Annotated in this window: 21 protein-coding genes; 5 read left to right on the top strand and 16 right to left on the bottom strand. The window is 73.5% G+C overall.

Annotated elements, in window-relative coordinates:
- Together ABD993_RS29590 and ABD993_RS29595 are read right to left on the bottom strand one after the other, a co-directional pair.
- Positions 1-1,497, bottom strand: a complete 1,497-nt coding sequence (locus ABD993_RS29590; RefSeq protein WP_345425788.1) for a flavin-containing monooxygenase — start codon at positions 1,495-1,497, stop codon at positions 1-3.
- Positions 1,498-1,511: 14 nt separating this feature from the next.
- Positions 1,512-1,970 carry a carboxymuconolactone decarboxylase family protein gene (locus ABD993_RS29595; RefSeq protein WP_345425791.1) on the bottom strand — a complete coding sequence of 153 codons (459 nt, stop codon included), beginning with the start codon at positions 1,968-1,970 and terminating at the stop codon, positions 1,512-1,514.
- Positions 1,971-2,115: 145 nt separating this feature from the next.
- Here ABD993_RS29595 and ABD993_RS29600 point away from each other — a divergent pair, with 145 nt between their 5' ends.
- Positions 2,116-2,877 (top strand): SDR family NAD(P)-dependent oxidoreductase, encoded by a 762-nt coding sequence (locus ABD993_RS29600; RefSeq protein WP_345425794.1) that lies wholly within the window; start codon positions 2,116-2,118, stop codon positions 2,875-2,877.
- Here the strand turns inward: ABD993_RS29600 and ABD993_RS29605 are convergent.
- The 14 genes from ABD993_RS29605 to ABD993_RS29670 form a co-directional block, all read right to left on the bottom strand.
- Positions 2,831-3,304 carry a hypothetical protein gene (locus tag ABD993_RS29605; protein ID WP_345425796.1) on the bottom strand — a complete coding sequence of 158 codons (474 nt, stop codon included), beginning with the start codon at positions 3,302-3,304 and terminating at the stop codon, positions 2,831-2,833. The two genes, ABD993_RS29600 and ABD993_RS29605, sit on opposite strands and share 47 nt — an antisense overlap.
- A gap of 26 nt (positions 3,305-3,330) precedes the next feature.
- Positions 3,331-4,383 carry an ABC transporter ATP-binding protein gene (locus tag ABD993_RS29610; RefSeq protein ID WP_345425799.1) on the bottom strand — a complete coding sequence of 351 codons (1,053 nt, stop codon included), beginning with the start codon at positions 4,381-4,383 and terminating at the stop codon, positions 3,331-3,333.
- On the bottom strand, positions 4,380-5,276 hold the full coding sequence (locus tag ABD993_RS29615) for an ABC transporter permease (protein WP_345425802.1): 897 nt from the start codon (positions 5,274-5,276) through the stop codon (positions 4,380-4,382). The genes ABD993_RS29610 and ABD993_RS29615 overlap by 4 nt, the downstream gene beginning before the upstream one ends.
- Positions 5,273-6,220: an ABC transporter permease gene (locus ABD993_RS29620; protein WP_345425805.1), complete on the bottom strand. Its 948-nt coding sequence runs from the start codon at positions 6,218-6,220 to the stop codon at positions 5,273-5,275. Before ABD993_RS29620 ends, ABD993_RS29615 begins: the two co-directional genes overlap by 4 nt.
- 39 nt (positions 6,221-6,259) lie before the next feature.
- Positions 6,260-7,789: an ABC transporter substrate-binding protein gene (locus tag ABD993_RS29625; RefSeq protein ID WP_345425808.1), complete on the bottom strand. Its 1,530-nt coding sequence runs from the start codon at positions 7,787-7,789 to the stop codon at positions 6,260-6,262.
- Positions 7,790-7,871: 82 nt separating this feature from the next.
- Positions 7,872-8,897, bottom strand: a complete 1,026-nt coding sequence (locus ABD993_RS29630) for an ABC transporter ATP-binding protein (protein WP_345425811.1) — start codon at positions 8,895-8,897, stop codon at positions 7,872-7,874.
- Positions 8,898-9,076: 179 nt separating this feature from the next.
- A complete protein-coding gene (gene purU, locus ABD993_RS29635; protein ID WP_345425814.1) occupies positions 9,077-9,955 on the bottom strand; it encodes a formyltetrahydrofolate deformylase in 879 nt (292 codons plus the stop codon).
- The gene (locus tag ABD993_RS29640; protein WP_345425817.1) at positions 9,952-10,881 is read right to left on the bottom strand and encodes a bifunctional 5,10-methylenetetrahydrofolate dehydrogenase/5,10-methenyltetrahydrofolate cyclohydrolase; all 930 of its coding nucleotides are present in this window, start codon (positions 10,879-10,881) and stop codon (positions 9,952-9,954) included. The genes purU and ABD993_RS29640 overlap by 4 nt, the downstream gene beginning before the upstream one ends.
- Complete coding sequence (locus tag ABD993_RS29645) at positions 10,878-11,756, bottom strand: methylenetetrahydrofolate reductase (protein ID WP_345425820.1); 879 nt, start codon at positions 11,754-11,756, stop codon at positions 10,878-10,880. Before ABD993_RS29645 ends, ABD993_RS29640 begins: the two co-directional genes overlap by 4 nt.
- Positions 11,753-12,805, bottom strand: a complete 1,053-nt coding sequence (locus ABD993_RS29650; protein ID WP_345425823.1) for a carbohydrate kinase family protein — start codon at positions 12,803-12,805, stop codon at positions 11,753-11,755. Before ABD993_RS29650 ends, ABD993_RS29645 begins: the two co-directional genes overlap by 4 nt.
- A complete protein-coding gene (gene metK, locus ABD993_RS29655; protein ID WP_345425826.1) occupies positions 12,802-14,040 on the bottom strand; it encodes a methionine adenosyltransferase in 1,239 nt (412 codons plus the stop codon). Before metK ends, ABD993_RS29650 begins: the two co-directional genes overlap by 4 nt.
- The gene (locus ABD993_RS29660; protein ID WP_345425829.1) at positions 14,037-15,137 is read right to left on the bottom strand and encodes a uroporphyrinogen decarboxylase/cobalamine-independent methonine synthase family protein; all 1,101 of its coding nucleotides are present in this window, start codon (positions 15,135-15,137) and stop codon (positions 14,037-14,039) included. The genes metK and ABD993_RS29660 overlap by 4 nt, the downstream gene beginning before the upstream one ends.
- A 1-nt stretch (position 15,138) precedes the next feature.
- Positions 15,139-16,653, bottom strand: coding sequence for a hypothetical protein (locus tag ABD993_RS29665; protein WP_345425832.1), 1,515 nt, complete (start codon positions 16,651-16,653; stop codon positions 15,139-15,141).
- A 116-nt stretch (positions 16,654-16,769) separates the two neighbouring features.
- Positions 16,770-17,738, bottom strand: coding sequence for a LysR substrate-binding domain-containing protein (locus ABD993_RS29670; RefSeq protein WP_345425835.1), 969 nt, complete (start codon positions 17,736-17,738; stop codon positions 16,770-16,772).
- A 187-nt stretch (positions 17,739-17,925) separates the two neighbouring features.
- On the opposite strand from ABD993_RS29670, the gene ABD993_RS29675 reads away from it, so the two are divergent.
- From ABD993_RS29675 to ABD993_RS29690, 4 genes are read left to right on the top strand one after another with little or no spacing between them, the layout of a single operon-like run.
- A complete protein-coding gene (locus tag ABD993_RS29675) occupies positions 17,926-20,241 on the top strand; it encodes a CaiB/BaiF CoA-transferase family protein (RefSeq protein WP_345425838.1) in 2,316 nt (771 codons plus the stop codon).
- Between the two features lie 44 nt (positions 20,242-20,285).
- Positions 20,286-21,551, top strand: a complete 1,266-nt coding sequence (locus tag ABD993_RS29680; protein WP_345425841.1) for an amidohydrolase family protein — start codon at positions 20,286-20,288, stop codon at positions 21,549-21,551.
- Entirely contained in the window at positions 21,548-22,603 is a 1,056-nt protein-coding gene (locus ABD993_RS29685; RefSeq protein ID WP_345425844.1) for a peptidyl-alpha-hydroxyglycine alpha-amidating lyase family protein, read from the top strand. The genes ABD993_RS29680 and ABD993_RS29685 overlap by 4 nt, the downstream gene beginning before the upstream one ends.
- Positions 22,600-23,817, top strand: coding sequence for a hypothetical protein (locus tag ABD993_RS29690; RefSeq protein ID WP_345425847.1), 1,218 nt, complete (start codon positions 22,600-22,602; stop codon positions 23,815-23,817). The genes ABD993_RS29685 and ABD993_RS29690 overlap by 4 nt, the downstream gene beginning before the upstream one ends.
- Positions 23,818-23,954 lie beyond the last annotated feature (137 nt).

Genomic DNA, 23,954 nt, shown 5'->3' on the forward strand with positions numbered 1-23,954 from the left:
TCAGGCTCCCCGCGAGGCGGGAGCCGGGGACGTCCGGATCCCGACGCGGCCGAGCAGCCGGGTCGCCACCAGGTACTTCAGGTGGGCCCCCGGCCACTGCGTGATGTTGGCCCCGCCCGGGGCGTGGTAGTAGTTGCGGCACCCGGCCTCCATCGCGTTGGCCTTGCGGGCGATCTGGTCGTCGATCCAGGCCACCCACCGCCGCTGGGCCCGGGGATCGGTGTCGACCGCGGTGGCGCCGCGCTCCAGGCGCCGCACCGCGCGGGCCGCGATCTCGGCCTGGCGCTCGAGCTGGGCGATGATCGAGAACCCGCCGTTGGTGTTCGGCCCGTAGAGGATGAAGAAGTTGGGGAAACCGGCCACCGTCACGCCCAGGAAGGCCGAGGCGCGTTCGGCCCACGCGTCGTGGATCCGGCGGCCGTCCCGACCGGTGACCTCCAGGTTGGCGAGGAAGCGGGTCGGCTGGAAGCCCGTGCTGAGCACGAGCACGTCGATGTCGTGGTGCACACCGCGGGCGTCGACCAGTCCCTTCTCCGTCACCGACGTGACCGCGTGCGGCACGAGCTCGACGTGCGGCAGGTTCAGCGTCTCGTAGAAGGTCGAGGCGAGTACCGGGCGCTTGCACCCCCACGGGTAGTCCGGGGTCACCGCCGCGCGGGTGGCGGGGTCCTGCACCGTGGAGGCGATGTAGTCGAGGCACCGCTGCCGCACCGTCTCCTGCATTCTGCTGGAGGCGTCGTAGCCCTTGAACCGGGCGATGGACTGGGCGAACAGCCAGCCGCGGTGCAGCCACTGCGCGCCCGGGACGTTCCGGTAGACCCACCGCTCGCGGGGGGTGAACTCGCGCTCCCGCTTCGGCTCCACCCAGCCGGGTTCCCGCTGAAAGACCAGCAGCGACCCGACGGTCTCGGCGATCCCCGGCACCACTTGCGCCGCGGTCGACCCGGTGCCCACCACCGCCACCCGGCGGCCCTCCAGGTCGGCGTCCGCGGGCCATCGCGACGTGTGGAAGCTGGTGCCGCGGAAGTCGTCCAGACCCGGCCAGTCGGGCCGGTTCGGGACGCTGAGCAGGCCCAACGCCGAGATCACGACGTCGAACTCCTCCGCGTCGCCCTGCGCGGTGCGGACGGTGTAGTGCTGCCGGGCGTCGTCCCAGGTCACGTCGGTGACCGCGGTGTCCAGCCGGAGCAGGGGGCGCAGCCCGAAGGCGTCGACGACCTCGCGGGCGTAGCGCAGCAGCTCCGGCTGCCGGGCGTGGGTGCGCGGCCAGTCGTAGCGCAGGAAGGAGAAGCTGTACGCGTGCGAGGGGATGTCGACCTCGCACCCGGGGTAGCGGTTGTCCAGCCAGGTGCCCCCGACGTCGCCGGACTGCTCGAAGATCACGATCGAGGCGGACGTCCGCTGCCGGAGCTTGATCGCGGCGGCGATCCCGCCGAAGCCCGCGCCGATGACGGCCACCCGGACGGAGCGGCGGGGTCTGTCGCGTCGCAGTCGCACGATGCCTCCTCTGCTCAGTCCGACGCGGGGTCGGGAACGGTGTCGGGAACGGGGTCGGGAATGGGGGCCGTCGGAGGAGCGGCGGGGAGCACCCCCGCCTCGGTCAGCACGCGCTCCGCCTGCCGGAACGCCTGCAGCGCGGCGGGCGCCCCGCAGTAGGGCGCGGTGTGCAGGAGCAGCTCCTGGAGGTCGGCCACCGAGCACCCGTTGGTCAGCGCCGCGCGGAGGTGGGAGTCGAACTCGGTGGGCCGGTCGAGTGCGGTGAGGATCCCGAGGGTCACCAGGCTGCGGGTCCGCCGGTCCAGACCGTCGCGGGTCCACACGTCGGCCCAGACCGCACTCGCGATCCACTCCTGGGCGGGCCGGGCGAAGTCGGTGGCGTGGGTGTAGTTGCGGTCCACGAGATCGTCGCCGAACACGGCCCGCCGCACGGCCAGCCCCTCCTGCACGCCGGCGTCCTGGGGTTCACGCATGGCATTCTCCTTGCATTGTCTGACAGTCCGACGATGTGTGTAGGGTGCTCGACGCGCCCCGATCCGGGGATCCGCTCCCTCCCCTCACCTCCGGTCGGCCGGGTACGAGGGGCGATCAGTCGGCCGACAGGACGTGGAGGCACCGATGGACGCGACGGAGCGGACACCGGAGGACGACGGTCGGGTGGCGGTGGTGACCGGTGCCGCCGGCGGGGTCGGCCGGGCCCTGGTCGACCTGCTGGTGGACCAGGGGTACGCGGTTGTGGCCGAGGACGTGGCACCCGCCGTCGAGCGGTACTGGAGCGGCGGATCGGTCGTGCCGCTGCGCGTCGACGTCACGGCGCCGGGGTCGGCCGAGCAGGCGGTCGCCACCGCCGAGGCCGAGTTCGGCAGGCTCGACCTGCTGGTCAACAACGCCGCGCGGTTCCTGCGCAAGCCGATCGCGGACTCGACCGACGAGGATCTCGACGGGGTGTTCGCGGTCAACGTCGGTGGTGCGTTCCGGCACGCGCGTGCGGCGGTCGAGGCGCTGGCCCGGACCCGCGGCTCGATCGTCACCGTCACCTCGATCTCCGGGTTGGTGGGCATGCCGAACCAGTCCGTGTACGCGATGACGAAGGGGGCACTGGTGCAGCTGACCCGCCAGCTCGCGATCGAGCTGGCTCCGCGCGGGGTCCGGGTCAACGCGGTCGCCCCGGGGGCGATCGACACCGACTTCATCGCCGAGGCGCGCGGTGCCGACCCCGATCCCGAGGCGACCGCGGCCGCCGTCCTGGCGCGCCACCCCCTCGGCCGGATCTCCACGCCCGAGGACGTCGCGCGGGCGATCGCGTTCCTCGCCTCGCCTGCGGCCTCGGGCATCACCGGGACGATCGTGAGCGTCGACGGGGGCTACGTGGCGCAATGACGCGGCCGCGGGCCACCTCGACCCCGCCGTGCGGGGCCGGGTCGAGGTGGTCCTCGGCACCGAGCTCGTCGTGGCCGAGCAGCGTGACGAGCTCCCGGAACCCCCTGTGCCCCAGGATCCCGAGTGCCGCGGCGCGTTCGGCACGGTCGAGGTGGCGCCGGTCCAGCACCGCCGTGACGGTGCCGAAGACCGTCAGCTCCTGTGTGGACAGTCGCGGGGGCGGGAGGCGCGAGGCCAGGCGGTCGATCTCGGCACCGGACAACCCGGCGGCGAGCCCGGCCCGCCGGTGGGCGTAGAGCTCGAAGGGGGTGTCCCAGTGGAAGGCGTGCAGGAGGATCGCGATCTCCCGACAGCGGCCGCTCAACGCCGGGCCGTCGCCGTCGAGCTCGACGGGATGCCGGGCCCGCACGGCGCTGTGCGTCCTCATCTCGGCACTGGTCATCTCGGCGCTGGTCATTCCGGCGCCGCGGTGGTCGGTCCGGTGCCCGCTCCGATGCCCTGGTGCAGCAGGCAGGCCACGCGGTGTCCGGGTGCGGCGTCCACGAGCCCGGGGTCGGTCTGCGCGCAGGACGGCATGGCGAAGGCACACCTGCTCTGGAACCGACAGCCCGTGGGCAGCGCCGTGGGGTCGGGGGACTCGCCCCGCAGCAGGATCCGGCTCCGGGTGCGTTGGATCTTCGGATCCGGTACCGGCACGGCCGAGAGCAGGGCCTTCGTGTACGGGTGCAGGGGCTCGCGCACCACGTCCTGGGTGGGCCCCTCCTCCACGACCCGGCCCCGGTACATGACCGCGACCCGGTGGGCGAGGTGCTGGATCGTCGCGAAGTCGTGGGACACCAACAGGATCGACAGCCCGGTGTCCTGCTGCAGGGTGAGCAGCAGGTTGAGGATCTCCGAGCGGGTCGACAGGTCCAGCGCCGACGTGGGTTCGTCGGCGACCAGCAGCCAGGGCGACAGGGCGAGTGCCCGGGCGATGCACACCCGCTGGCGTTGGCCGCCGGAGAGCTGCTCGGGGTAGCGGCGGGCGAGGCCCGGGTCGAGGCCGACCCGGGCGAGCAGGTCCTCCGCGGCGGCGAGCATGCCCGGGCGCCGGACCCGGCGGTGCACCAGCAGCGGCTCCGCCACGGCGTGCCCGACGGTCTTGGTCGGGTCCAGCGAGCCGAAGGGGTCCTGGAACACGACCTGGATGCTGCGGCGGACCTCCGCGAGCTCGCGTCCGCGCAGCGCGGTGGTGTCGTGGCCGTCGAGGGCGACGGCGCCGCTGTCCGGGCGCTCCAACAGCGAGGCGAGCCTGCCGAGGGTGGACTTGCCCGAGCCCGACTCGCCCACCACCCCGACGGTCATCCCGGCGGTGACGTCGAGGTCGACGCCGTCGACCGCGCGGACCCGGGCGCGCGGGCGGCCCAGCACGTCCCGCGTCAGCGGATAGGTCTTGACCAGGTTGCGCAGGCTGAGGTCGCGGGTGGCCCCGCGGACGTCCCGGCGGAGGTGGGCGGTGTCGGTCATCGTCGTCCCCGTGCGGTCATGGCGTCCCGGATCGCGTCGCCGAGGGTGTTGAACGCCAGCACGGTGACCACCACGGCGATGCCCGGCGGGAGCACCGACAGGGGCGCCTCGAACTGGTTCTCGTACGCCGTGCGCAGCATGGATCCCCAGCTGGCCTCGGGCGGCTGCACGCCGAGGCCGAGGAAGCTCAGCCCGGCCTCGGACAGCAGGGCGAGCCCCATGAGGATCGTGGCCTGGACCAGCAGCGGTGCCGACACGTTCGGCAGCACGTGCACCCACAGCACGCGGCTGGTGGGGGAGCCGATGGAGCGGGCGGAGTCGATGAACGGCTCCTCGGCCACCGCCATCGCCGCCCCCCGCACGACGCGGAACAGGCTGGGCGCGAACACGATCCCGAGCGCGACCATGACGTTGGCCAGGCCCGGCCCGACCACGGCGATGATCGCCAGGGCGAAGGCCAGGCCCGGGAGGCTGAGCAGGGCGTCGGCGACGCGGCTGAGGACCGCGTCGACGACGCCGCGGGACAGCCCGGCCCAGAGCCCGGTCGGTACGCCGAGCGCGAGCGCGACGCCGACGGAGATCAGTGGGGCCAGCAGCGCCAGCTTGATCGCGTACAGCAGGCGGGAGGCGACGTCGCGGCCGAGGTCGTCGGTGCCCAGCAGGTGGTCGGCGGAGTACGGCGCGAACCGGTCGGCCAGGTCCTGGGCGAAGGGGTCGTGCGGCGAGATCCACGGGGCCAGCACGGCCAGCAGGACGAGCAGGAGCAGGAAGCCCACCGCCACGACCGTCGACGGCCTGCGCAGCAGCAGCCGCAGGGTCCGCCGTCGCGGCGCCGCGGCGGCGGGCTCGGGCGCGTGCCCGGTGACCGGGCCGGGCGCGGAAGTGGTGGTCATGACGCGCGCACCTTCGGGTTGAGCCAGCTGTACGTTCCGTCGACGAGCAGGTTGACCACGACGACGATCGCGGCGGAGAGCAGGACGTAGCCCTGCAGGATCGGGAAGTCCCGCTGCAGGATCGCGTTGATCGCCAGCGTGCCCAGGCCGTCCACCCCGCAGACCATCTCGATCACGATGGCGCCGCCGAGCAGCCGCCCGGCCTGCAGACCGAGCACGGTCACCACGGGGATCGCGGCGTTGCGCAGGACGTGGTGGCGCACGAGCCAGGCCGATCCGGCACCGCGGGCCAGGGCGGTGCGGATGTAGGGCCGTTCGAGGACGTCGGCGACGCAGCCCCGGGCGTGCCGGGCGAGCTCGGCCGCGGTGGCCAGGCCCAGGGCGGTCGCCGGGATGGCGATGTGCGAGAACCACTCACCGACGCCCTCGCCGAGCGGCGAGTAGCCCGTGGCCGGCAGCAGGTTGAGGGCCAGCGCCAGGACCAGCACGAGCAGCATCGCCACCCAGAATCCCGGCATCGCGATGCCGACGGTGGCCAGCAGGGACACCGCCCGGTCCAGCCAGCTCCCCCGCCGCAGCCCCGCGACGACCCCGGCGGGCACCCCGACGACGACGGCGATCAGCAGCGCGACGAAGGTGATCGACAGGGTCGCCGGGGCGGCCCGCAGGATGGCGTCGGCGACCGGGTCCCCGGTGAAGACCGACCGGCCGAGATCCCCGTGCAGGATGCCGCCCAGCCAGCTCAGGTACTGGGTCACCAGCGGACGGTCCAGGCCCAGCTGGGTGCGGATCTCGGCCACCCGCGCCGGCGTCGCGGAGTCCCCGGCCACCAGCTCGGCGGGATCACCCGGGACGAGCTGGAGCAGCGCGAAGGTCAGCAGCGACACGAGCCAGAGGACGACGAGTCCGCCGCCGAGCCTGGTCAGCAGGGCCGTGGGTCTCATCCGTGACCTCCCTGGGCGAGCGGGGTCATCGCGGCGTCCTCACTTCGGGTCGACGGCGACGTCGGTGAACTTGGTCTCCAGCGTCATGTCGAGGTCGCGGACGCCTCGCTGGGAGGCGGCGAGCCGCGGCGCCGTGCAGATCGGCATGATCGGCGGGCCGTCGTTGAGCGCGTTGACCATCAGCTGGTGCATGGCGGGGGCACGGGAGGCGGGATCGGCGCCGGAGGACGAGGTCGACAGCAGCTCCGCGGTGCCGGGCAGGTCGTACTTGCCGGGGTTGAAGATGCCGCCGGGCAGGTAGAAGTTCTTCACGAACGCGCTCTGGTCCGGCCGCGCGTTGAGGTACACCGACACGGTCCCGTCGAAGTCGCCCTGGCGGCGGGCGGTGACGAACTGGACGTTCTCCATCGGCCGCAGGTTGACCCGGATGCCGATCTCGCCCCACTGGGCCTGCAGGATCTGGCCGATCTGGGTGTAGTTCTGCGCCGTCCCGACCTGGAGCTCGAAGTCGAAACCCCCTGCCAGCCCGGCCTGTGCGAGCAGCTGTCGGGCCCGTGCCGGGTCGTACTGGGCGGCGGGCAGGGAGTCGAGCTCGGGGGAGTGGGCCCAGTCGTTGGCGTCGAAGGGCTGGGCGCTGGGAGTGCAGCCGCCCTCGCCGAAGACGGCTCGGGCGATGGCGGGCCGGTCCAGGGCGAGCATCATGGCCTGGCGGACGAGCGGGTTGCCGAACTCCTTGCGCCCGGTGTTGACCAGCACGCCCCAGAAGGACTCCGCGGTCTTCGGCCGCAGGAGCTCCAGCCCGGAGTCTCCCACCTCGCGGACCTGGGAGGGGATGATGAACGCCGTGTCGAGCTGGCCGGACCGCAGGGCCCGCAGCCGCGCGCTGTCGTCGATGAACACGTCGATGTCCACCCCGCCGACCCCGAGGGCGCCTGCGTTCCAGTAGCCCGGCCAGGCGGTCAACGCGAGCCGCTGGCCCTCGAAGCGGTCCAGGGTGTACGGCCCGGCGCCCGCGGAGCGCCTGCTGAGGTCCTCCCCGAGGGACGCCGGGCTGATGATCATCCCCGCCTCGCCCGCCAGCACGCCGAGCATCGGGGCGCCGGAGTCGGTGAGCGCGATCGTCACGTGCCGGGCGTCGGTGGCCTCCACCGAGGCGATGTTGGTGAGCTGGCCGGAGAAGTTCGTGCCGCCCGCGCGGGCGGCGTCGAGGTTGGCCTTCACCGCCGCCGCGTCGAACGGCGCACCGTCCTGGAAGGTGACCCCCGGACGCAGTGTCAGCTCCAGGGTGCGCGCGTCCGGCGACAGGGTCCAGCTCTCGGCGAGCGCGGGCGCGAAGCCGCCGTCGGGGGTCCGCTGGACCAACGTGTCGTAGAGCATGCCGATCCACTGCGCCTCGTACGGGGCGGACTTGCGCGGGTCGAGGGAGGACGGGACCGCGGCGGCGCCGATCGTGAGCCGGGCCTTCTCGCCGGAGCCGGACTCCGGTCCCGACGAGCTGCATGCGGCCGCGGTGACGGCGAGGACGACCGTCGCGACGACCGCGAGCAGCCTGGACAGCGGTGATCTCATGGCGTTCCTGTACAGGTCGGGGGCGATGGCCCGGAGCCGAGTGGAGGGTGGGGCGCCGTGCGGTGACGGTCCGGGGACCGGGTCAGACGACGGCGGGGACGGCGACGGACTCGCCGTCCGCGGCGCGGGCACAGCGCACCGAGCGCCTGCCCACCATCGAGGTCTCGCGTTGGGGGGCGTGGCAGCGCTCGTCGCCGCCGTGGACGCAGCGCGGCTCGAAGCGGCAGCCGGTGGGGAAGGCCCCGGCGGCCGGGACGCGACCACGGATGATCGGCAGGATCGTGCGCGGGTCGGAGGTCTGGGGCACGGCGTCGAGCAGCGCCCGCGTGTAGGGGTGCGCGGGGGAGGCGAAGAGCTCGTCGACCCCCGCCCGCTCGACGACGGTGCCCGCGTACATCGCCACGACCCGGTCGCAGAAGTCGGCGACGACACCGAGGTCGTGGGTCACCAGCAGCACCGCGATCCCCTGCTCGGTGCGCAGCTCGCGCAGCAGCTCGAGGATCTCGGCCTGGATGGTGACGTCGAGGGCGGTCGTGGGTTCGTCGGCCAGCACGATCGACGGGTCGCACGCGATCGCCGAGGCGATCATGACGCGTTGCTGCATCCCGCCGCTGAGCTCGTGCGGGTAGCTGCGCACGCGCCGTCCCGCGTCGGCGATGCCGACCCGGTCCAGCAGCTCCACGGCGCGGACCAGGGCCGTCCGCCTGCTCTCGCCGAGGTGGAGCCTGCGGGCCTCGGCGATCTGGTCGCCGACCCGCATGGTCGGGTTCAGGCTGCTCATCGGCTCCTGGAAGACGGCGCCGATCGTGCGCCCGCGGGTCTCGCGCAGCCCGCGCCTGCCGCTGGTCAGCAGGTCCCGGCCCTCGACCCGGATCTGCCCGGCCGACACGACGAAACCGCGGGGCAACAGCCCGAGGATGGCCATCGCCGTCATGGTCTTGCCGCACCCGGACTCGCCGATCAACGCCACCGACTCGCCCCGGGCGACGGTGAACGAGACGTCGGAGATGAGTCCGGGCTGCGCCACGTCACCGGTCAGGTCGATGGTCAGACCCTCGACGGCGAGCAGCGGCTCGGCGGTGGCGGCAGGACTGGGATCACTGTTCATCAAGGACTCGATCCGTGCGTCGACGACATTGTCCACAACGGCACCTCTCCCGGGACCGTCACCCGAACCGTGCGGGCCTCGGATGATCAGAACCAGAGCGATCGTACGCTGGCAGGGACCCCCTTCTCGGCGACGAGAACGGCGGTCGAGGTTGACCGGAGGTCAACGGTCTGGCCCGGTCAGGGGAAGACGACGGTCCGGTTGCCGTGGATGGCGACGCGGTTCTCGCTGTGCCAGCGCACGGCGCGCGCCAGCGCCCGGCTCTCGACCTCGCGGCCGCGGGCGGCGAGGTCGTCGGGGCCCAGGGTGTGGTCGACCCGGACCAGGTCCTGCTCGATGATCGGCCCCTCGTCGAGGTCCGCGGTGGCGTAGTGCGCCGTGGCCCCGATGACCTTCACCCCGCGGGCGTGCGCCTGGTGGTAGGGCCGGGCGCCCTTGAAGCTGGGCAGCATCGAATGGTGGATGTTGATCGCGCGCCCCTCCAGGTGCTTGCAGGCCTCGTCGGAGAGGATCTGCATGTAGCGGGCCAGCACGACGAGGTCCACGCGCTCGCGGTCCACGAGGTCGAGCAGTGCGGCCTCCGCCTCCGCCTTGGTGTCGGCGGTGACGGGGATGTGGTGGAAGGGCACCCCGTGGCTGTCGGCCAGCCGTCCGGCGTCGGGATGGTTCGACACGACCGCCACGACGTCGAGGTTGAGCTCGCCGATCGAGTTGCGGAACAGCAGGTCGTTCAGACAGTGCAGGAACCGGCTGACCATCAGCACCACCCGCAGCCTGCGGGTGGGGTCGACGAGCTGCCAGGTCATGGCGAACCGGTCGGCCAGGGGCGCGATCCGCAGCCGGAGGGCGTCCAGGTCGAGCGGGCCGCCGTCGGTCCGGGTGAACTCGACCCGCAGGAAGAACGTTCCGCCGTCCAGCGCGCTGCCGAACTGCTGGCTGGTCACGATGGTGCAGCGCTCCGCGACGAGCAGCCCGGAGACGGCGTGCACGATCCCGGGGGCGTCCGGGCAGGACAGCAGCAGCACGCCACGGGTGGCAGGGCGGGCGGGAGCGGTCACGACGCCTCCAGGAGGGTGCGCTCGGGCGGGCTGCCGACCTGCTGGGCGGCGGCCTGGACGGTGGAGCGGAGCAGCCACGCGTCGGTCACCGGACCGACCCCGCCCGGCACCGGTGTCAGCGCGCGGGCGCGCGCGGCGACCGATGCGGCGTCCACGTCGCCGACGGTCCGGGTCCGCCCGCCCGGGCCGACCACGGCGTTGATGCCGACGTCGACGACGACCGCGCCCGGGCTGACGTGCTCGGCGCGGATCAGCCCCGGCCGCCCGGCGGCGACGACGAGCACGTCGGCCCAGCGGGTGTGGCGGCCGAGGCCGCCGTGGCGGTGGGCCCACACGTCGATCGACTGCACGGACGCCTCGCGGGCGTAGCCGAGGGCGACGGCGGGCTTCCCGACGGTGTTGGACCGGCCGACCACGACGATGCGCGACCGGTGGTAGAACGCCGCCCGGTCCTCACCCACCGCGTCGAGCCAGGTGTCGAGCAGGTGGAAGACCGCGCCCGGCGTCGACGGGACGAAGCGGGGGACGCCGAGGGCCAGCAGGCCCGCGTTCTCCGGATGGACGGCCTCGACGTCCTTGGCCGGGTCGAGCGCACGGAAGACCGTCGCCTCGTCGAGGTGGGCGGGCAGCGGGCGCAACACGAGGATGCCGGAGACCGCGGTGTCGGCGTTGAGTTCGGCCAGGACGGCGAGCACCTCCGGGAGCGTGACCGTCACGGGCAGTGCGCGGGCGACGTGGCCGATGCCGAGCTCGTCCGCCAGCCGTGCGAGCCGCCGGGCGTAGACGGTCGCCCCGTGCGCCTCACCCGCCGAGACCACCGCCAGCGTGGGGCGGTGTCCGGCCTCGCCCAGCCGTCGCACGTCGGCGGCGAGCCCGGCGGCCAACGCCTCGGCGCAGGCGCGGCCGTCGATGGGCTGCGCGCTCACCGGTCCGCTCCGACCAACCGGGCGAGCCGGTCCTGTCGCCACGCCTCGGTGGCCCCCACCTCGTTGAAGGTGTAGACGTGCAGGCCGGCCAACGGTCCGTCCGGGCCCGCGAGGGCGGGGGCGAGCCTGCGGACGAGGCGGTCCGGGCGGTAGCCGCCGGGGAGCAGGAACCGGCCGATCAGGTTCTGCTGCTTGGCGAGGAAGCGGGCGGACTGGCCGAGGCCCAGCCCCGAGGCGATCCGGATCAGCTTGGTGCGGGCGATCGGCCCGGGCACCCCGACGCGGACCGGGAGGGCCACCCCGTCGACGCGCAGGCGCTGCGCCCAGCGCACGGTGGTGGCCGCGGAGAAGCAGAGCTGGGTCACGAGGTGGGTGGCGTAGGGCGCCTTCGCCGCCAACGCCCGCCGGATCTGCACGTCGGTGATGCGGCCGTGCCCCTCGGGGTAGCCACCGATCCCGACCGAGCCGAAGGACGTCCCGGTGCGGTGCAGCTCCTCGAGCAGGCTCAGCGCGTCCGGGAACGGGCCTGCCGGTGTGGGCGCGTCGCCGCCGATGACGAACACCTCGTCGACGCCCGCCGACCGGATCAGGGCCACGACCTCGCGCAGGTGGTCGCCGTCGCGGACCTGGCGGGCCGCCAGGTGCGGCGCCGCCCGGTAGCCGGCCTCGGAGAGGCGCGCGGCGAGCTCGACCGTGGTCTCCAGCCCCCGGGACTCCGTGGTGGTCACGGTCAGGGGGACCGAGCGGGGCACGTCGGCGAGGATCCGCTCCTCGGCCCCGCGCAGCGGGAGCACCTCGTAGGAGGCGTCGCGCAGCGCGGCGGCGAGCGCGGCCCGCGCCGGGAGCGGGTCGACGCCGACCGTCGAGGGCCTCACCGTGCGACCCGATCGGGAGCGGCGTGCAGGAGGGGGCCAAGGTCCGCGGCGGCGTCGGGTCCGTAGGTGTCGGTGATCCGGGCCAGGTCGCGGACGGGATCGAGCCGCCACTCCTGGGCACCCGCGGTCTCCAGGACCGCGGTGGCGACCAGCGCTCCGAGCTGCGCGGCGCGCACGGAGGGGAGCCCGTGGCCGATCCCGGCCAGGAACCCGGCGCGGAAGCCGTCGCCACCGCCGGTCGGGTCCACGACGGTGTCCGCAGGCACCGCGGGTACCCGCACCTCGGAGTCGGCGTCCACCAGCAGGATGCCGTCGGCACCCAGGGTGGTCACCCGGAGGCCGGTGCGCCGGGCGACCGTCGCCGCGTCCCAGCCGGTCCTGCGGGTGAGCAGCTCCCACTCGTAGGCGTTGGTGAAGAGGTAACGGGCGCCGTCGACCAGCGTGCGGCACTGGTCCCGGTCGAGGCGGGGGAGCTGCTGCGAGGGATCTGCGGCGAACGGCACCCCCAGCTCACGGGCCTCGACGGTGTGGGCGATCATCGCGTCCGGATCGTCCGCGCCGACGAGGAGCAGTCCCGCCGCGTGCCGCTCGACGAGCGGGGCCAGGGCGATGTCCCGCGCCTCGCTCATCGCCCCGGGATAGAACGAGGCGAGCTGGCACTGGTCGTCGTCGGTGGTGCACGTGAACCGGGCGGTGTGCGCGGTGCTGGACACGACGACCCCGCTGCAGTCCACGCCGTGGCCCTCCAGCCAGGACCGGTACTCGGCGAAGTCCGGGCCCACCGCGGCGACGAGCACGGGGGAGGCCCCGAGGACGCCGAGCCCGTAGGCGATGTTGGCCCCGACACCGCCGCGGCGGATCACGAGCTCGTCGACCAGGAAGCTCAGCGACAGCCGGTCGAGGTGGTCTCCGACGATCTGTTCGACGAAACGTCCGGGGAAGTGTAGGAGGTGGTCGGTGGCCACGGACCCCGCCACGAGGATCGGGTCGGAGCCCCCGGTCCGGGTGGCAGGGGCGGCGGTGCCGCTCACGGCGCTCACGGTGCTCATGACGCCGCCACCGCGTCGCCGACGGTGAGGCCCGCGGCCTCGCGCAGCGCCGCGGCGCGGTCGGTGCGCTCCCAGGGCAGGTCGACGTCGGTGCGGCCGAAGTGGCCGTAGGCCGCGGTGGGGGAGTAGATCGGCCGGTTGAGGTCGAGATCGCGGCGGAACGCGGCCGGGCGCAGGTCGAACTGCTCGCTGACGAGCTTGTGGACCAGCCGGGGGTCCACCCGCTCGGTCCCGAAGGTCTCGATCATCAGCGACACCGGGCGGGCGACGCCGATCGCGTAGGCCACCTGGACCTCGGCCCGGCGGGCCAGGCCGGCGGCGACGACGTTCTTGGCCACGTGCCGCGCCGCGTAGGCGGCGGAGCGGTCGACCTTCGACGGGTCCTTGCCGGAGAACGCTCCGCCGCCGTGTCGGGCGAAACCGCCGTAGGTGTCGACGATGATCTTCCGGCCGGTCAGGCCCGCGTCGCCGACCGGGCCGCCGATCACGAACCGCCCGGTGGGGTTGACCAGCAGGTCCCGGCGGAGCGTCTCGGGGTCGTACAGCTCGCCGGGCAGCTCGGTGGTGATCACGTGCTCCCACAGCTCGTCGGTGAGCTGCTCGCGGGTCACACCCTCCGCGTGCTGGGTGGACACCAGGACCCGCTCGATCGCCGCGGGGGCCCCGTCGACGTAACGCACCGAGACCTGGGTCTTGCCGTCCGGGCGGAGGTGGCCGAGGGTGCCGTCGCGGCGGACCGCGGCCAGTCGGCGGGCGAGCCGGTGGGCGAGCGCGATCGGCGTCGGCATGAGCTCGGGGGTCTCGTCGGTGGCGTAGCCGAACATCATGCCCTGGTCCCCGGCGCCCGCCAGGTCGAGCTCGTCGACGGAGCCGTGGTCGCGGTTCTCCTGAGCCCGGTCCACCCCGCGGGCGATGTCGGGCGACTGACGGTCCAGGGCGACGAGGACGGCGCAGGTGTGGCCGTCGAAGCCGAAGTCGCCGTTGTCGTAGCCGATCCGGTTGACCGTGTCCCGGACGAGCCGGGTGTAGTCCAGCGCGTGCGGAGTGGTGATCTCCCCGGCGAGCACGACCATGCCGGTCGTGATCAGGGTCTCGCAGGCCACGCGAGCCAGCGGATCGTCGGCGAGGGCGGCGTCGAGCACCGCATCCGAGATGGCGTCGGCGATCTTGTCGGGGTGGCCCTCGGTGACGGACTCCGAGGTGAACAGCATGTCGGCGGGCGTGGACTGGGTCATGTGGCTGCTCCTTGGGCGAGGGCCGGGGCGGGTTCCGACGGCGTCGGGGAGGGTTCCGGTGGGGGTGGCGCGGAGGTCTCGACCAGCGACTCGCGGACCTGCGCGGCGCCGGCGACGAGTGCCGCGAGCTTGGCGCGGGCGACCGCGCCGGACAGGTGGCGCAGGCCGCAGTCGGGGTTGAGGACGAGCCGCTCGGCCGGGACGTACCGCAGCGCGTGGCGGATGCGGGCGGCGACGAGGTCAGGGGTCTCGACCCGGGGGCTCTTCACGTCGATGACGCCGACGCCGACGCTGCGGTCCCACCCGTAGCGGGCGAGGGCGGGCAGGTCGTCGAAGCCCTTCCTGGCGAACTCCAGCACGAGGTGGTCGACCCTCGCCTCGAGGACGGCCGGGAAGAGGAAGTCGTAGTGGCCCTCCCAGCTGGGGCGGGCGTAGCGGTTGCCGTAGCAGACGTGCAGCCCCCACGACACGTCCACGTCCGCGGTGACGAGATTGATCGCCTCGACGGCGACGCCGACCTGGTCGGGGTAGCCGGCGAGGAACGGCTCGTCGAGCTGGAGGCGGGTCGCGCCCCGCGCGGCGAGCTCCGCGGCCTCGGCGTTGAGCCTGCGGGCGACGGCGAGGACGAGGGCGCGGCGGTCGCCGTAGGCCTCGTCGCGGATCCGGTGCGCCAGCGAGAACGGCCCGGTCAGGGACACGGTGATCGGCCGATCGGTCTGCGCGGCGGTGAAGGCGTAGTCGTCGGCGAGCCCCAGCGGTCCGTCGGCGTCCCCGAGCGGCGCGGTCACCCGGGGCTCGTAGTAGTCGAAGTAGAAGTCCTTGGCCGTCTGGGCGATCTCGACGCCCGGCATCCGGGACAGCAGGTAGTCCACGTCGTTGTCGCGGCGCAGTTCGCCGTCGGAGACGATGTCGATGCCGGCGAGCTCCTGGTCGCGCAGGGCCGCCTTGATCGCGGTCTCGTGCACGTCCTGCATCTGGGCGTGGCTGATCCGACCGCGGAACCACTCGGTCTTGAGCCGGGCCAACCACTCGGGAACCGGCCAGGACCCGATGACGGTCGTGGCGAGCGGGCGGGGTGCGTCGGTCGGGCGGCTCATCTCAGTCACCGACCTGGGCGGTCATCGTGACGATGTTGCCGCCGGACCGGTGGCGGAACCGCTCGTAGCGGACGTCGAACCCGTGGCGGCGACCGACGTGGGCGAGCAGCGGTCCGTTGACCCAGTTGACCACCGATCCGTCGTACTTCCCCGGGCCGCGGAACCCGGTCCGGTAACCGCCGACGTCGGTCACGAACAGGTCGTGGCACACGAGGGTCCCGTAGGGGTGCAGCAGCCGCAGGCTCTCGACGAAGCTGGTCACCGCCCCGTTCGACACGTGCATCCGCAGGTCGGCACCGGACTGGAGCATCGGTCCGAGCAGCTCGCCGTCGAGGAGGGTCTCGGTGTCGGCGCGGACCGTCGGCGCCGAGAGGGTGTACGTGTCGAGCCCGGCCAGGGGGACGTAGCGCTCCTCCAGGCGCAGCGCCGCCCAGGTCCGCCGCCAGAAGTCGACCGCCGAGTCCACGTCGGCGACATGGTCCGGGACGGCCTCCGGCAACAGGGTCGGACCGAGCCGCAGCAGCTTGTGCACCAGCCGGGGCAGGTCCTCGACCTCGATCCCGAGGTCGGAGGCGATGTCGGTGGCGGCGTCGGCGGGCAGGTAGGCCCGCGTCTCGACGCAGTAGGTCCGTCCCCCGAGCTGGGCCACCTCGTCGGTGGGCAGGTTGTCGTAGACGTTCGACACGTAGACCAGGAAGACCTTGTACTGCAGGAAGCCCAACGCGGTCAGGGGACGGACGGCGTCCAGCGCGAACGCGCTGACGTGGTCGAGGTGCTCGCCGACCGTCTCCCGGGCGAGATCGAGCACGTGCTGGGAGTAGTCGCACATCAGGTAGTGCAGCCGGCGGTAGTAGCCGCCGCCGTGCTCGCGGTCGCGCTCCCGGAAGGTGTCGAGGAAGACCTTGGCCTGGTTGCCGTTGCCGACCCCCAGCTCGACGACGTACAGCTCGTCGGGGAGCGCGCTGGCCGCGGTCAGCCGGTCCCACACCGCGAACAGCTCGTCGATGAGGTCGCGGGCGGCGTCGACGTTGCGCGCGTCGCTCTCGCCACCCGGCAGTGCCTGTTCGTAGCCCTGGCCGCTGGCCTTCTCCCAGAGCTCGAGGGCCGACCAGTACAGCGCGTTGAACTCCCAGATGCAGCTGTCGCTGCCCGGCCCCCAGTCCTCGAGCGCGAGGTGCCCGCCTGTGCGGCGCAGCCGGTCCGCGGCGAGCTCGCGCAGCGGCAGCGTCGCGCTGCGCCGGACGTCGACGGCGATCTCCAGGTCGTCCTCGCGGGTACCCATCGGCACGGGCACCGGCCCGGCGGGGCCGCGCGCGGCGGGGGTGTGCAGGATCGGGCGGAGGTCGACGACATCACGGAAGTTCTCGCGGTACTGCACCCAGTCCGCGACGAGGCGGACCTTGTCGAGGTCGACCGCGCCCTCGCTGAGGGCCTCCAGGACGGGGACGACGGAGGCCCCGATGTCGACCGGCCTGCTGCCCCGCAGCCGGGTGTGGGGCCGGAAGTCGACGAGCATGAGATCACCTCTCGGGCTGTTCCGGATGAAGGCCGACCGACCAGGTCGCGCTCTCGACGATAGGTCCGGAAACGGGCCCTGAGCAGGGCGGTTCTGCAACGATGGGTGAGCAGAACTCAACCTCGGGCGTCGGCGGCCGCCGGTGTGGCGCCCTCGGCGAGCAACCAGCGGCGAAACGCGGTGAAGGCCCGCCGGTGCGTCTGGTCCGACGGGTACACCAGGTAGAACTGCATCTTCGGACGCGGCGCGACGGGGAACGGGACGACGAGGCGTCCCCTCGACAGGTCCGGCTCCACGAACGGCATCGGGGCCAGCATCACCCCGTGCCCGGCCGCGGCCGCCTGGTAGGCGAGGGTCGAGTCGCCGTAGACCGAGCCGCGGTGGACGTCCACCCCGGCCAGCCCGAGCGCGTCGAACCACATCTGCCACAGCTGCGGCGACGCGGCGGAGCGGAGGAAGCCGTCCCCGGGCAGCCGCGCGAGGTCCTCCGGGCTGTGCAGCCGGTACTCCTCGACGTAGTCCGGGCTGCAGACGAGCACCAGATCGGCGTCGACCACCAGGTCCGCGTCGTTGCCGGGCCAGGGGCCGGATGCGCTGGGCCGGATCTCGGCGTCGACGTCTCGACCGCCGAAGTCCGCGGGGTCGCTGGAGGTGACCAGCTCGAGCTCGATCCAGGGTTGGCTGCGCCGGAACCGGGTCAACCGCGGGATCAACCACGCGCTGGCGAGCAGCGTGTACGACCGGATGCGCAGGGCGCCCTCGGCGCGGCCCCGTCCGGTGGCGCGGTTCGTCGCCTCCTCGATGCCCGCGAGGTGTTCGGTCACCGAGCGCAGGTAGCGCGCCCCGACGTCGGTCAGCTTGATCGTACGGCCGTCGTGGCGGAAGAGCTCGACCCCCAGCCAGGACTCCAACACCCGGACCTGCCTGCTGACCGCCCCCGGCGTCACGTACAGCTCGGCCGCGGCGGCCCGGATGCTGCCCAGCCTGCCCGCGGACTCGAAGCTGCGCAGCGCGTTGAGCGGCGGCAGGTGCATGCCCTCGGTCCGGTGGCCTGCGCCGTTCCCACGGCCGCGCTGCGCGTTCACGCCGCGGAGTCTCTGCGCTCGCGACGAGGGCCGTCAACACGCCCGCCACCGTTGAGCGGAGGTCAACGGTGACGGACTTCTGCTCTCCGTCGTCGCGGTGTGGCTCGCCTAGCATCCGAAGCGCAACGACCCGAGTCCTGTCCGGCCCGGGGCACCACCACGGTCGACGACGACGGGGGAGCGCGGCATGGCTGAGCTGCTCGACGGCATCCGGGTGGTCGACCTGGGCGGACGCCTCGCCGGGCGGCTGGCCACCACTCTGCTGGCCGACCAGGGAGCCGACGTGATCCACGTGGACCGGCCCGGCACGGTCGACGTCCCGGCCGACGCCTTCCTGTTGCGGGCGAGGCGGCGGGTGACGCTCGACCTCACCGACCCGACCGAACGGGCGGTCGCCCGCAGGCTCGCCGTGCGCGCGGACGTCGTCGTGCAGAACCTGCGGCCGGACGTCCCCGCCCGCTTCGGACTCGGCTACGAGGACCTGCGCGAGGAGGCCCCACACCTGGTCTACCTCTCGCTGCCGGGCTTCCCGGCCGACGATCCCCGCCACGCGGTACCGGGCTGGGAGTGCGTGGTCGACGCCGCGACGGCGAACTGCCGGATCCGCGCGGGCGAGGCCCCCGCCGGATGGGATCCGGAGCGGCCCACGTACTCGGCGGTGCCGGTGGCCTCGAACTTCGCCGCCTTCCTCGGCGCGACCGGAGTGGCCGCGGCGCTCGTCGAGCGGTGCCGTTCCGGGCGCGGCCAGCACGTGTCCGTGCCCCTGTCCGACGCGGTGTTCGAAGCCGTCGGCGATGCAGGCGGCTATCCCTCCGCACGGGGCGTGCCGACCCAGAAGGCGTTGCGGGCCAACGGCAGCGGCACCTACCGCAGCGCGGACGGGCGCTACGTCCAGTTCAATCCGATCGGCGCGAGCCGCCGTTTCCTCAGCTGGCTGCTCGACGCGGCCGGGCATCCCGAGTGGGCGGCGTCGAGCGACCGATGGACGGGCGCGGAGGGGGAGGCCGCGCTGCGGGCCCTGCTCGGCGACCTGTTCGCCACACGGACCGCCGCCGAGTGGGAGGAGTTGGGCGCCCGGGCCGGGGTCCCCCTGGCGGTGGTGCGCACCTCGCGCGAGTGGCTGCGGACCCCGCACTCCCACAGCTCCGGCTCCATCGTGTCCATGGTGGACCCGGTGTTCGGGCCGACCCTCATGCCGGGCACGGCCGTCGAGGTCGTCGGCGCGGGGGAGCGGCCCGCCCGGCCGCGTCCGCGGCGCCCGCGCGACGCCGACCGTCGTGCGGTGCTCGCGGAGTCGGCCGCCGACCCGCGGCCACCGGAGCCGCCGGGTCGGGCGGGAGAGCGCCGACGCCCCCTGGCCGGGCTGACGGTCCTGGACCTGACCCAGGTGCTGGCCGGTCCGACGAGCGCCCGGCTGCTCGGTGAGCTGGGCGCCTCCGTGGTCAAGATCAATGCGCCGCACCGGGGCGTGTACGCCCACGGCGTGGTCAACCGGGGCAAGGACTCGATCCTGCTCGACGTCGAGCGCGAGCCGGGCAGGAGGGTGTTCTGGGCGCTCGCCGAGCAGGCCGACGTCGTCGTCGCCAACTTCACCCCCGGCACGGCCGAGCGCTACGGCATCGGACCCGCCCACGTGCTGGCCCGTTGTCCGGGGATCGTGCACGTGTCGGTCAGCTGCTACGGGGCCACCGGACCCTGGGCGCGCGGCCGCGGCTACGAGACGCAGGCGCAGGCCGCGACCGGTCTCATGGCGCGCGCCGGCGGCGCCGGGCCGCCCACGGTGCTCGGTCCCTACAACCTGCTCGACTACGGCACCGGGGTGCTCGCCGCGTATGCGGCGGTGCTCGGGGTGCTGCACCGGGAGCGGACAGGCGCGGGGTGCGCGCTCGCCACCTCGCTGGTCCGGACCGCCGGGCATCACCAGGCCGCCTTCCTCGTCGACGGCGCCGGTGTGCCGTCGTCCACCGAACCGGCGGGCCCCACCGCGCTCGGCGAGCATCCGTTGCACGGCTTCCATCGGACGGCCGACGGCTGGCTGGCCCTCGGCGCTGCTCCGGAGGACCTTCCCCGGCTCGCCGGTGTCCCGGGGCTGGCGGAGCTCGCCGCCTTCGAGGGCGCCGAACCCGACCAGGAGAAACTCGCCGCCGTACTGGGGGAGCTGTTCCTCCGCCGCCGGGCCGACGACTGGGTGCCCGATCTCCGGGCGGCAGGCGTGGGCGCCCACCGGGTGCTCGGGCTCAGCGAGGTGATGGCCGACCCGGCTGCCCGCGCCCGGGGACGCGTCGTCACGCAGACCTCGGAGGAGGTCGGCGAGGTGACCCTGCCCGGGGTCACGATCGGACTGTCCGACACCCCGCTGCGTACGGGCGCGCCAGCCCGTCGGCCGGGGGCGGACGCCGAACGCGTCCTGGCCGCCGTCGGCCTCGCCGACTCCCTGACCGACCTCGAGCGCGCCTGGGTCGTCCAGACCCGGGACCTGCCGCCCGCGTGGCCGCCGGTGTGACCCCGCGCCGTTCCCCTTCCTCCCGCAACCGAGACGGAGCATCCGTGACCGGTCAGACCCCCGCCCCTCCGCCCACCTACGACCTGCTGCTGCGCGGCGGCCACGTGCTCGACCCGGCCTCCGGCCTCGACGGACGGATGGACGTCGCGGTCGGCGACGGCCGGATCGTCGACATCGGTCCGGACCTCGATCCCGGACGCGCCGTCCGAGTCGTGGAGCTGCGCGGTGCCGACCGCTACCTCGTGCCCGGCCTGATCGACGTGCACACCCACGTGGCGCACGGCGCCACCACTCCCGGCGTGGGGATGGGCTGCTGCGACCCGGACGAGGTGGGGGTCCGGTCGGGCGTCACGACCGTCGTGGACTGCGGGTCGGTCGGCGTGGCCAACATCGGTGTCCTCCCCGCCCACATCCTGCCCCGCGCGGCGACCCGGGTGGTCGTGTTCGCCAACGTCGGCAGCTTCGCCCACACGATGCCGGGATGGGCCGACCTCGCCTCGCTCGACGACATCGACGACCGTGCCATCGCCGCCTGCGTCGAGCACAACCCGGGACTGGTCTCGGGCATCAAGCTCCGGTTGGTCGGCGACATCGTCACCGAGCGGGGCGAGGAGATCGTCGACCGGTCCACGAAGGTGGCCCGCGAACACGGCATCCCGCTGATGGTGCACATCGGGGACATGCGGGCCGCGGACCGACCGAGGCCCGAGCGCATGGCGGAGGTGACCCGACACCTGCTCGACGCCCTCCAGCCGGGCGACATCCTCACCCACCTGTGCACGCCGAACGTCGGCGGGGTGATGGACGACGTCGACGCCACCTTCCCGCTGCTGGCCGAGGCACGTGCCCGCGGCGTGGTGCTCGACCCGGCCCTGGGCATGGGGAACTTCGGCTACGCGGTGGCTCGCGAGCAGGCCGAACGAGGACTGCTCCCGGACACGATCTCCAGCGACGTGACCCTCGGCGGGCAGTCCTTCCACAGCCTGGTGGAGTGCATGGCCAAGTTCATGGCCGTCGGCTACCCGTTCCGGGACGTCGTCGCCATGGCCACCGGCCGCGCCGCGGCCGCCATCGGTCTGGCCGACGAGATCGGCTCGATCGCCGTGGGGCGGGTGGCGGACCTGACCGTCCTCGACCTGGTGGCGGGCGACTACACCTTCCTGGACACGACGAAGGCGCGCTTCTCCGGTGAGCACGGCATCGCGCCCGTCCTGACGGTGCGCGCCGGTGAGGTCCTCACTCCGGGCTGGGGCACCCACCCGTGGGGCTTCCTGCCCGCCGACGCCGCCACCGTGGGGGTCGGGCGGTGACGCTCGCGCCCGTCCGGAGCGGGCTGCGGTTCACCGTCTCCGACCGCTGGGGCCGCGTCCCCGCGCACCTGGCCCACGCCGACGTCGCCGCCGTCGACATCGGCGCGGACGACGTCGTCTACCTGTTCACCCGCAACCGGAACGGCGTCGTCGTCCTCGACCCGGAGGGCCGGGTCCTGAGGTCCTGGGGGGACGGGTTGTTCACCACCCCGCACGGGCTGACCGTCGCCCCGGACGGGACCGTGTACTGCGTCGACTGCGGCGACCACACCATCCGCCGCTTCACCCCCGACGGGGAGCTCCTGCAGACCATCGGCGCCCCCGGCCGACCGTCGGACACCGGATACGGCAGGCAGGGGCCGACGGTGGTGCACCTCAACGAGACCGTGCGGCGCCCGGGCGGCGCCTTCAACGGGTGCACCAACCTCACCGTGGCACCCACGGGCGAGCTCTACGTCGCCGACGGCTACGGCAACTGCCGGGTCCACCGGCTCTCCGCGGACGGCGAGGTCCTCGAGTCCTGGGGCGGCATCGGGATCGGTCCGGGCGAGTTCCACCTGCCCCACGCGATCTGTGCGACCGCGGACGGGGCGCTCCTGGTCGGGGACCGCGAGAACGAGCGCATCCAGGTCTTCGACCTCGACGGGAGCTACCGCACCGAATGGACGGACGTGCAGCGCCCGTCGGACATCGCGGTCGACGCCTCGGGGCTGGTCTACGTCGCCGAGCTGTGGCGCCCCAGCGGGAGCGCCTCGTTCACCCGCGGCGCGTCGACCACGGACCTGCCCGGCCGGGTCTCGGTCTACGACCCACAGGGCCGGGTCGTCGCCCGCTGGGGCGCCTCGACGGTCATGCGCGACGCCCCCGGCAACTTCGTGGCGCCGCACGGGATCGCCGTCGACTCCACGGGGGCGGTCTACGTCGCCGAGGTCACCGGGACCTTCGGCGTCGCCACGGGCCGGGTGCCCGAGGCGATGGCCGACCACCAGCTCCAGAAGTTCACCCCGATCGGCTGGCCGGTCGGCTCATCCGCCCCAGGAAGGACCTCATGAAGCGCAACGACGGCCGGATCCGCACCTCCCACGGCGGCAACCTCCCGCTCCCCTCCGATCTCGACGCCCTGCTCGCGACCACCGACCGCGACGAGGCCGCCATCGCCGACCGCCTGCCCACGGCGGTGCAGGAGGTCGTCGACCAGCAGATCAGCAGCGGCATCGACGTCATCAACGACGGCGAGTACGTCAAGGCGGGTGCGGCGGGCGCCTACTCCGGCTACATCCAGGCCCGGGTCACCGGGTGGGAGTACCGCGAACCCGGCACGGTGCCGCCGAAGCGGGGATGGGTCGCGGAGCGCGACCGCGCGCAGTTCCCCGGCGTCTACGCCTCCGGGCTGTGGATGGCGGGCTCCGGCGGTGCGGTCCGCCCGGGCTTCTCCACCCCCGGCCAGGCCGTTCCCCAGCCGCGGCCCAAGGTCTGCGTCGAGCCCGTCCGCTACGTCGGGCACGACGCGATCAAGGCCGACATCACCGCCCTTCAGCAGGCGCTCAGGGCCCGCACTTACGATGCCGCAGGCGCGGACGCCGAGGGCTTCATCGCCGCCCTCGGGCCGCTGAGCCTGGGTGCCGGGGCGGTGAACGAGCACTACGCCTCGGAGGAGGAGTACCTGATGGCGGTGGCGGAGGTGATGCGCGAGGAGTACCGCGCCATCACCGACGCGGGCCTGATCGTGCAGATCGACGAGCCGGAGTTCCTGACCACCTGGACGTTCTACCCGGAGTGGAGCGTCGCCGACCTGCGCCGCTATCTCGGGATGGCCGTGCAGGTGATCAACCACGCGGTGGAGGGGCTCCCCACCGAGCAGGTCCGCTTCCACTGCTGCTGGGGGAGTGGGCACCGCCCCCACACCACCGACATCGAGTTCTCCCACGTGGTCGACCTGCTCGTGCAGATCGACGCCCAGTGCTACGCCTTCGAGGCGGGCAACGTCCGGCACGCGCACGAGTGGCGGGTCTGGGAGGACGTCACCCTGCCCGAGGGCAAGTCGGTGATGCCCGGTGTCGTCTCGCACGCCACCGATCTCGTCGAGCACCCCGAGCTGGTCGCCGAGCGCATCCAGAACTTCGCGAGCGTGCTCGGCCGGGAGAACGTGCAGGCCGGGACGGACTGCGGCATCGGCTCCCGGGTGGGCCACGAGGAGATCGTGTGGGCCAAGCTGCGGGCCCTCGGCGAGGGTGCGCGGATCGCGGGCGAGCGGCTCTGGAGCTAGTCGTCGTCGAACCCCGTGAGCACCGGGCCGGGTCCGCCCGGCCCGGTGTTCCGGTGTGCTCGTCTCTCGAGAGGACCCCATGACCGCACGCATGCTGCCCGGCAGGCCCGTCGCCGAGCGGGTCCTGGCCGACGTCA

The organism is Pseudonocardia xishanensis (genome assembly GCF_039541715.1).
Lineage (GTDB): Bacteria > Actinomycetota > Actinomycetes > Mycobacteriales > Pseudonocardiaceae > Pseudonocardia > Pseudonocardia xishanensis.

Excerpts from the sequence above, each read along its gene's own strand:
- ABD993_RS29595 (WP_345425791.1), bottom strand. The coding sequence starts at position 1,970 with ATGCGTGAACCCCAGGACGCCGGCGTGCAGGAGGGGCTGGCCGTGCGG.
- ABD993_RS29600 (WP_345425794.1), top strand. The coding sequence starts at position 2,116 with ATGGACGCGACGGAGCGGACACCGGAGGACGACGGTCGGGTGGCGGTG.
- ABD993_RS29605 (WP_345425796.1), bottom strand. The coding sequence starts at position 3,304 with ATGAGGACGCACAGCGCCGTGCGGGCCCGGCATCCCGTCGAGCTCGAC.
- ABD993_RS29610 (WP_345425799.1), bottom strand. The coding sequence starts at position 4,383 with ATGACCGACACCGCCCACCTCCGCCGGGACGTCCGCGGGGCCACCCGC.
- ABD993_RS29615 (WP_345425802.1), bottom strand. The coding sequence starts at position 5,276 with ATGACCACCACTTCCGCGCCCGGCCCGGTCACCGGGCACGCGCCCGAG.
- ABD993_RS29620 (WP_345425805.1), bottom strand. The coding sequence starts at position 6,220 with ATGAGACCCACGGCCCTGCTGACCAGGCTCGGCGGCGGACTCGTCGTC.
- ABD993_RS29625 (WP_345425808.1), bottom strand. The coding sequence starts at position 7,789 with ATGAGATCACCGCTGTCCAGGCTGCTCGCGGTCGTCGCGACGGTCGTC.
- ABD993_RS29630 (WP_345425811.1), bottom strand. The coding sequence starts at position 8,897 with ATGAACAGTGATCCCAGTCCTGCCGCCACCGCCGAGCCGCTGCTCGCC.
- ABD993_RS29650 (WP_345425823.1), bottom strand. The coding sequence starts at position 12,805 with ATGAGCACCGTGAGCGCCGTGAGCGGCACCGCCGCCCCTGCCACCCGG.
- metK (WP_345425826.1), bottom strand. The coding sequence starts at position 14,040 with ATGACCCAGTCCACGCCCGCCGACATGCTGTTCACCTCGGAGTCCGTC.
- ABD993_RS29660 (WP_345425829.1), bottom strand. The coding sequence starts at position 15,137 with ATGAGCCGCCCGACCGACGCACCCCGCCCGCTCGCCACGACCGTCATC.
- ABD993_RS29665 (WP_345425832.1), bottom strand. The coding sequence starts at position 16,653 with ATGCTCGTCGACTTCCGGCCCCACACCCGGCTGCGGGGCAGCAGGCCG.
- ABD993_RS29675 (WP_345425838.1), top strand. The coding sequence starts at position 17,926 with ATGGCTGAGCTGCTCGACGGCATCCGGGTGGTCGACCTGGGCGGACGC.
- ABD993_RS29690 (WP_345425847.1), top strand. The coding sequence starts at position 22,600 with ATGAAGCGCAACGACGGCCGGATCCGCACCTCCCACGGCGGCAACCTC.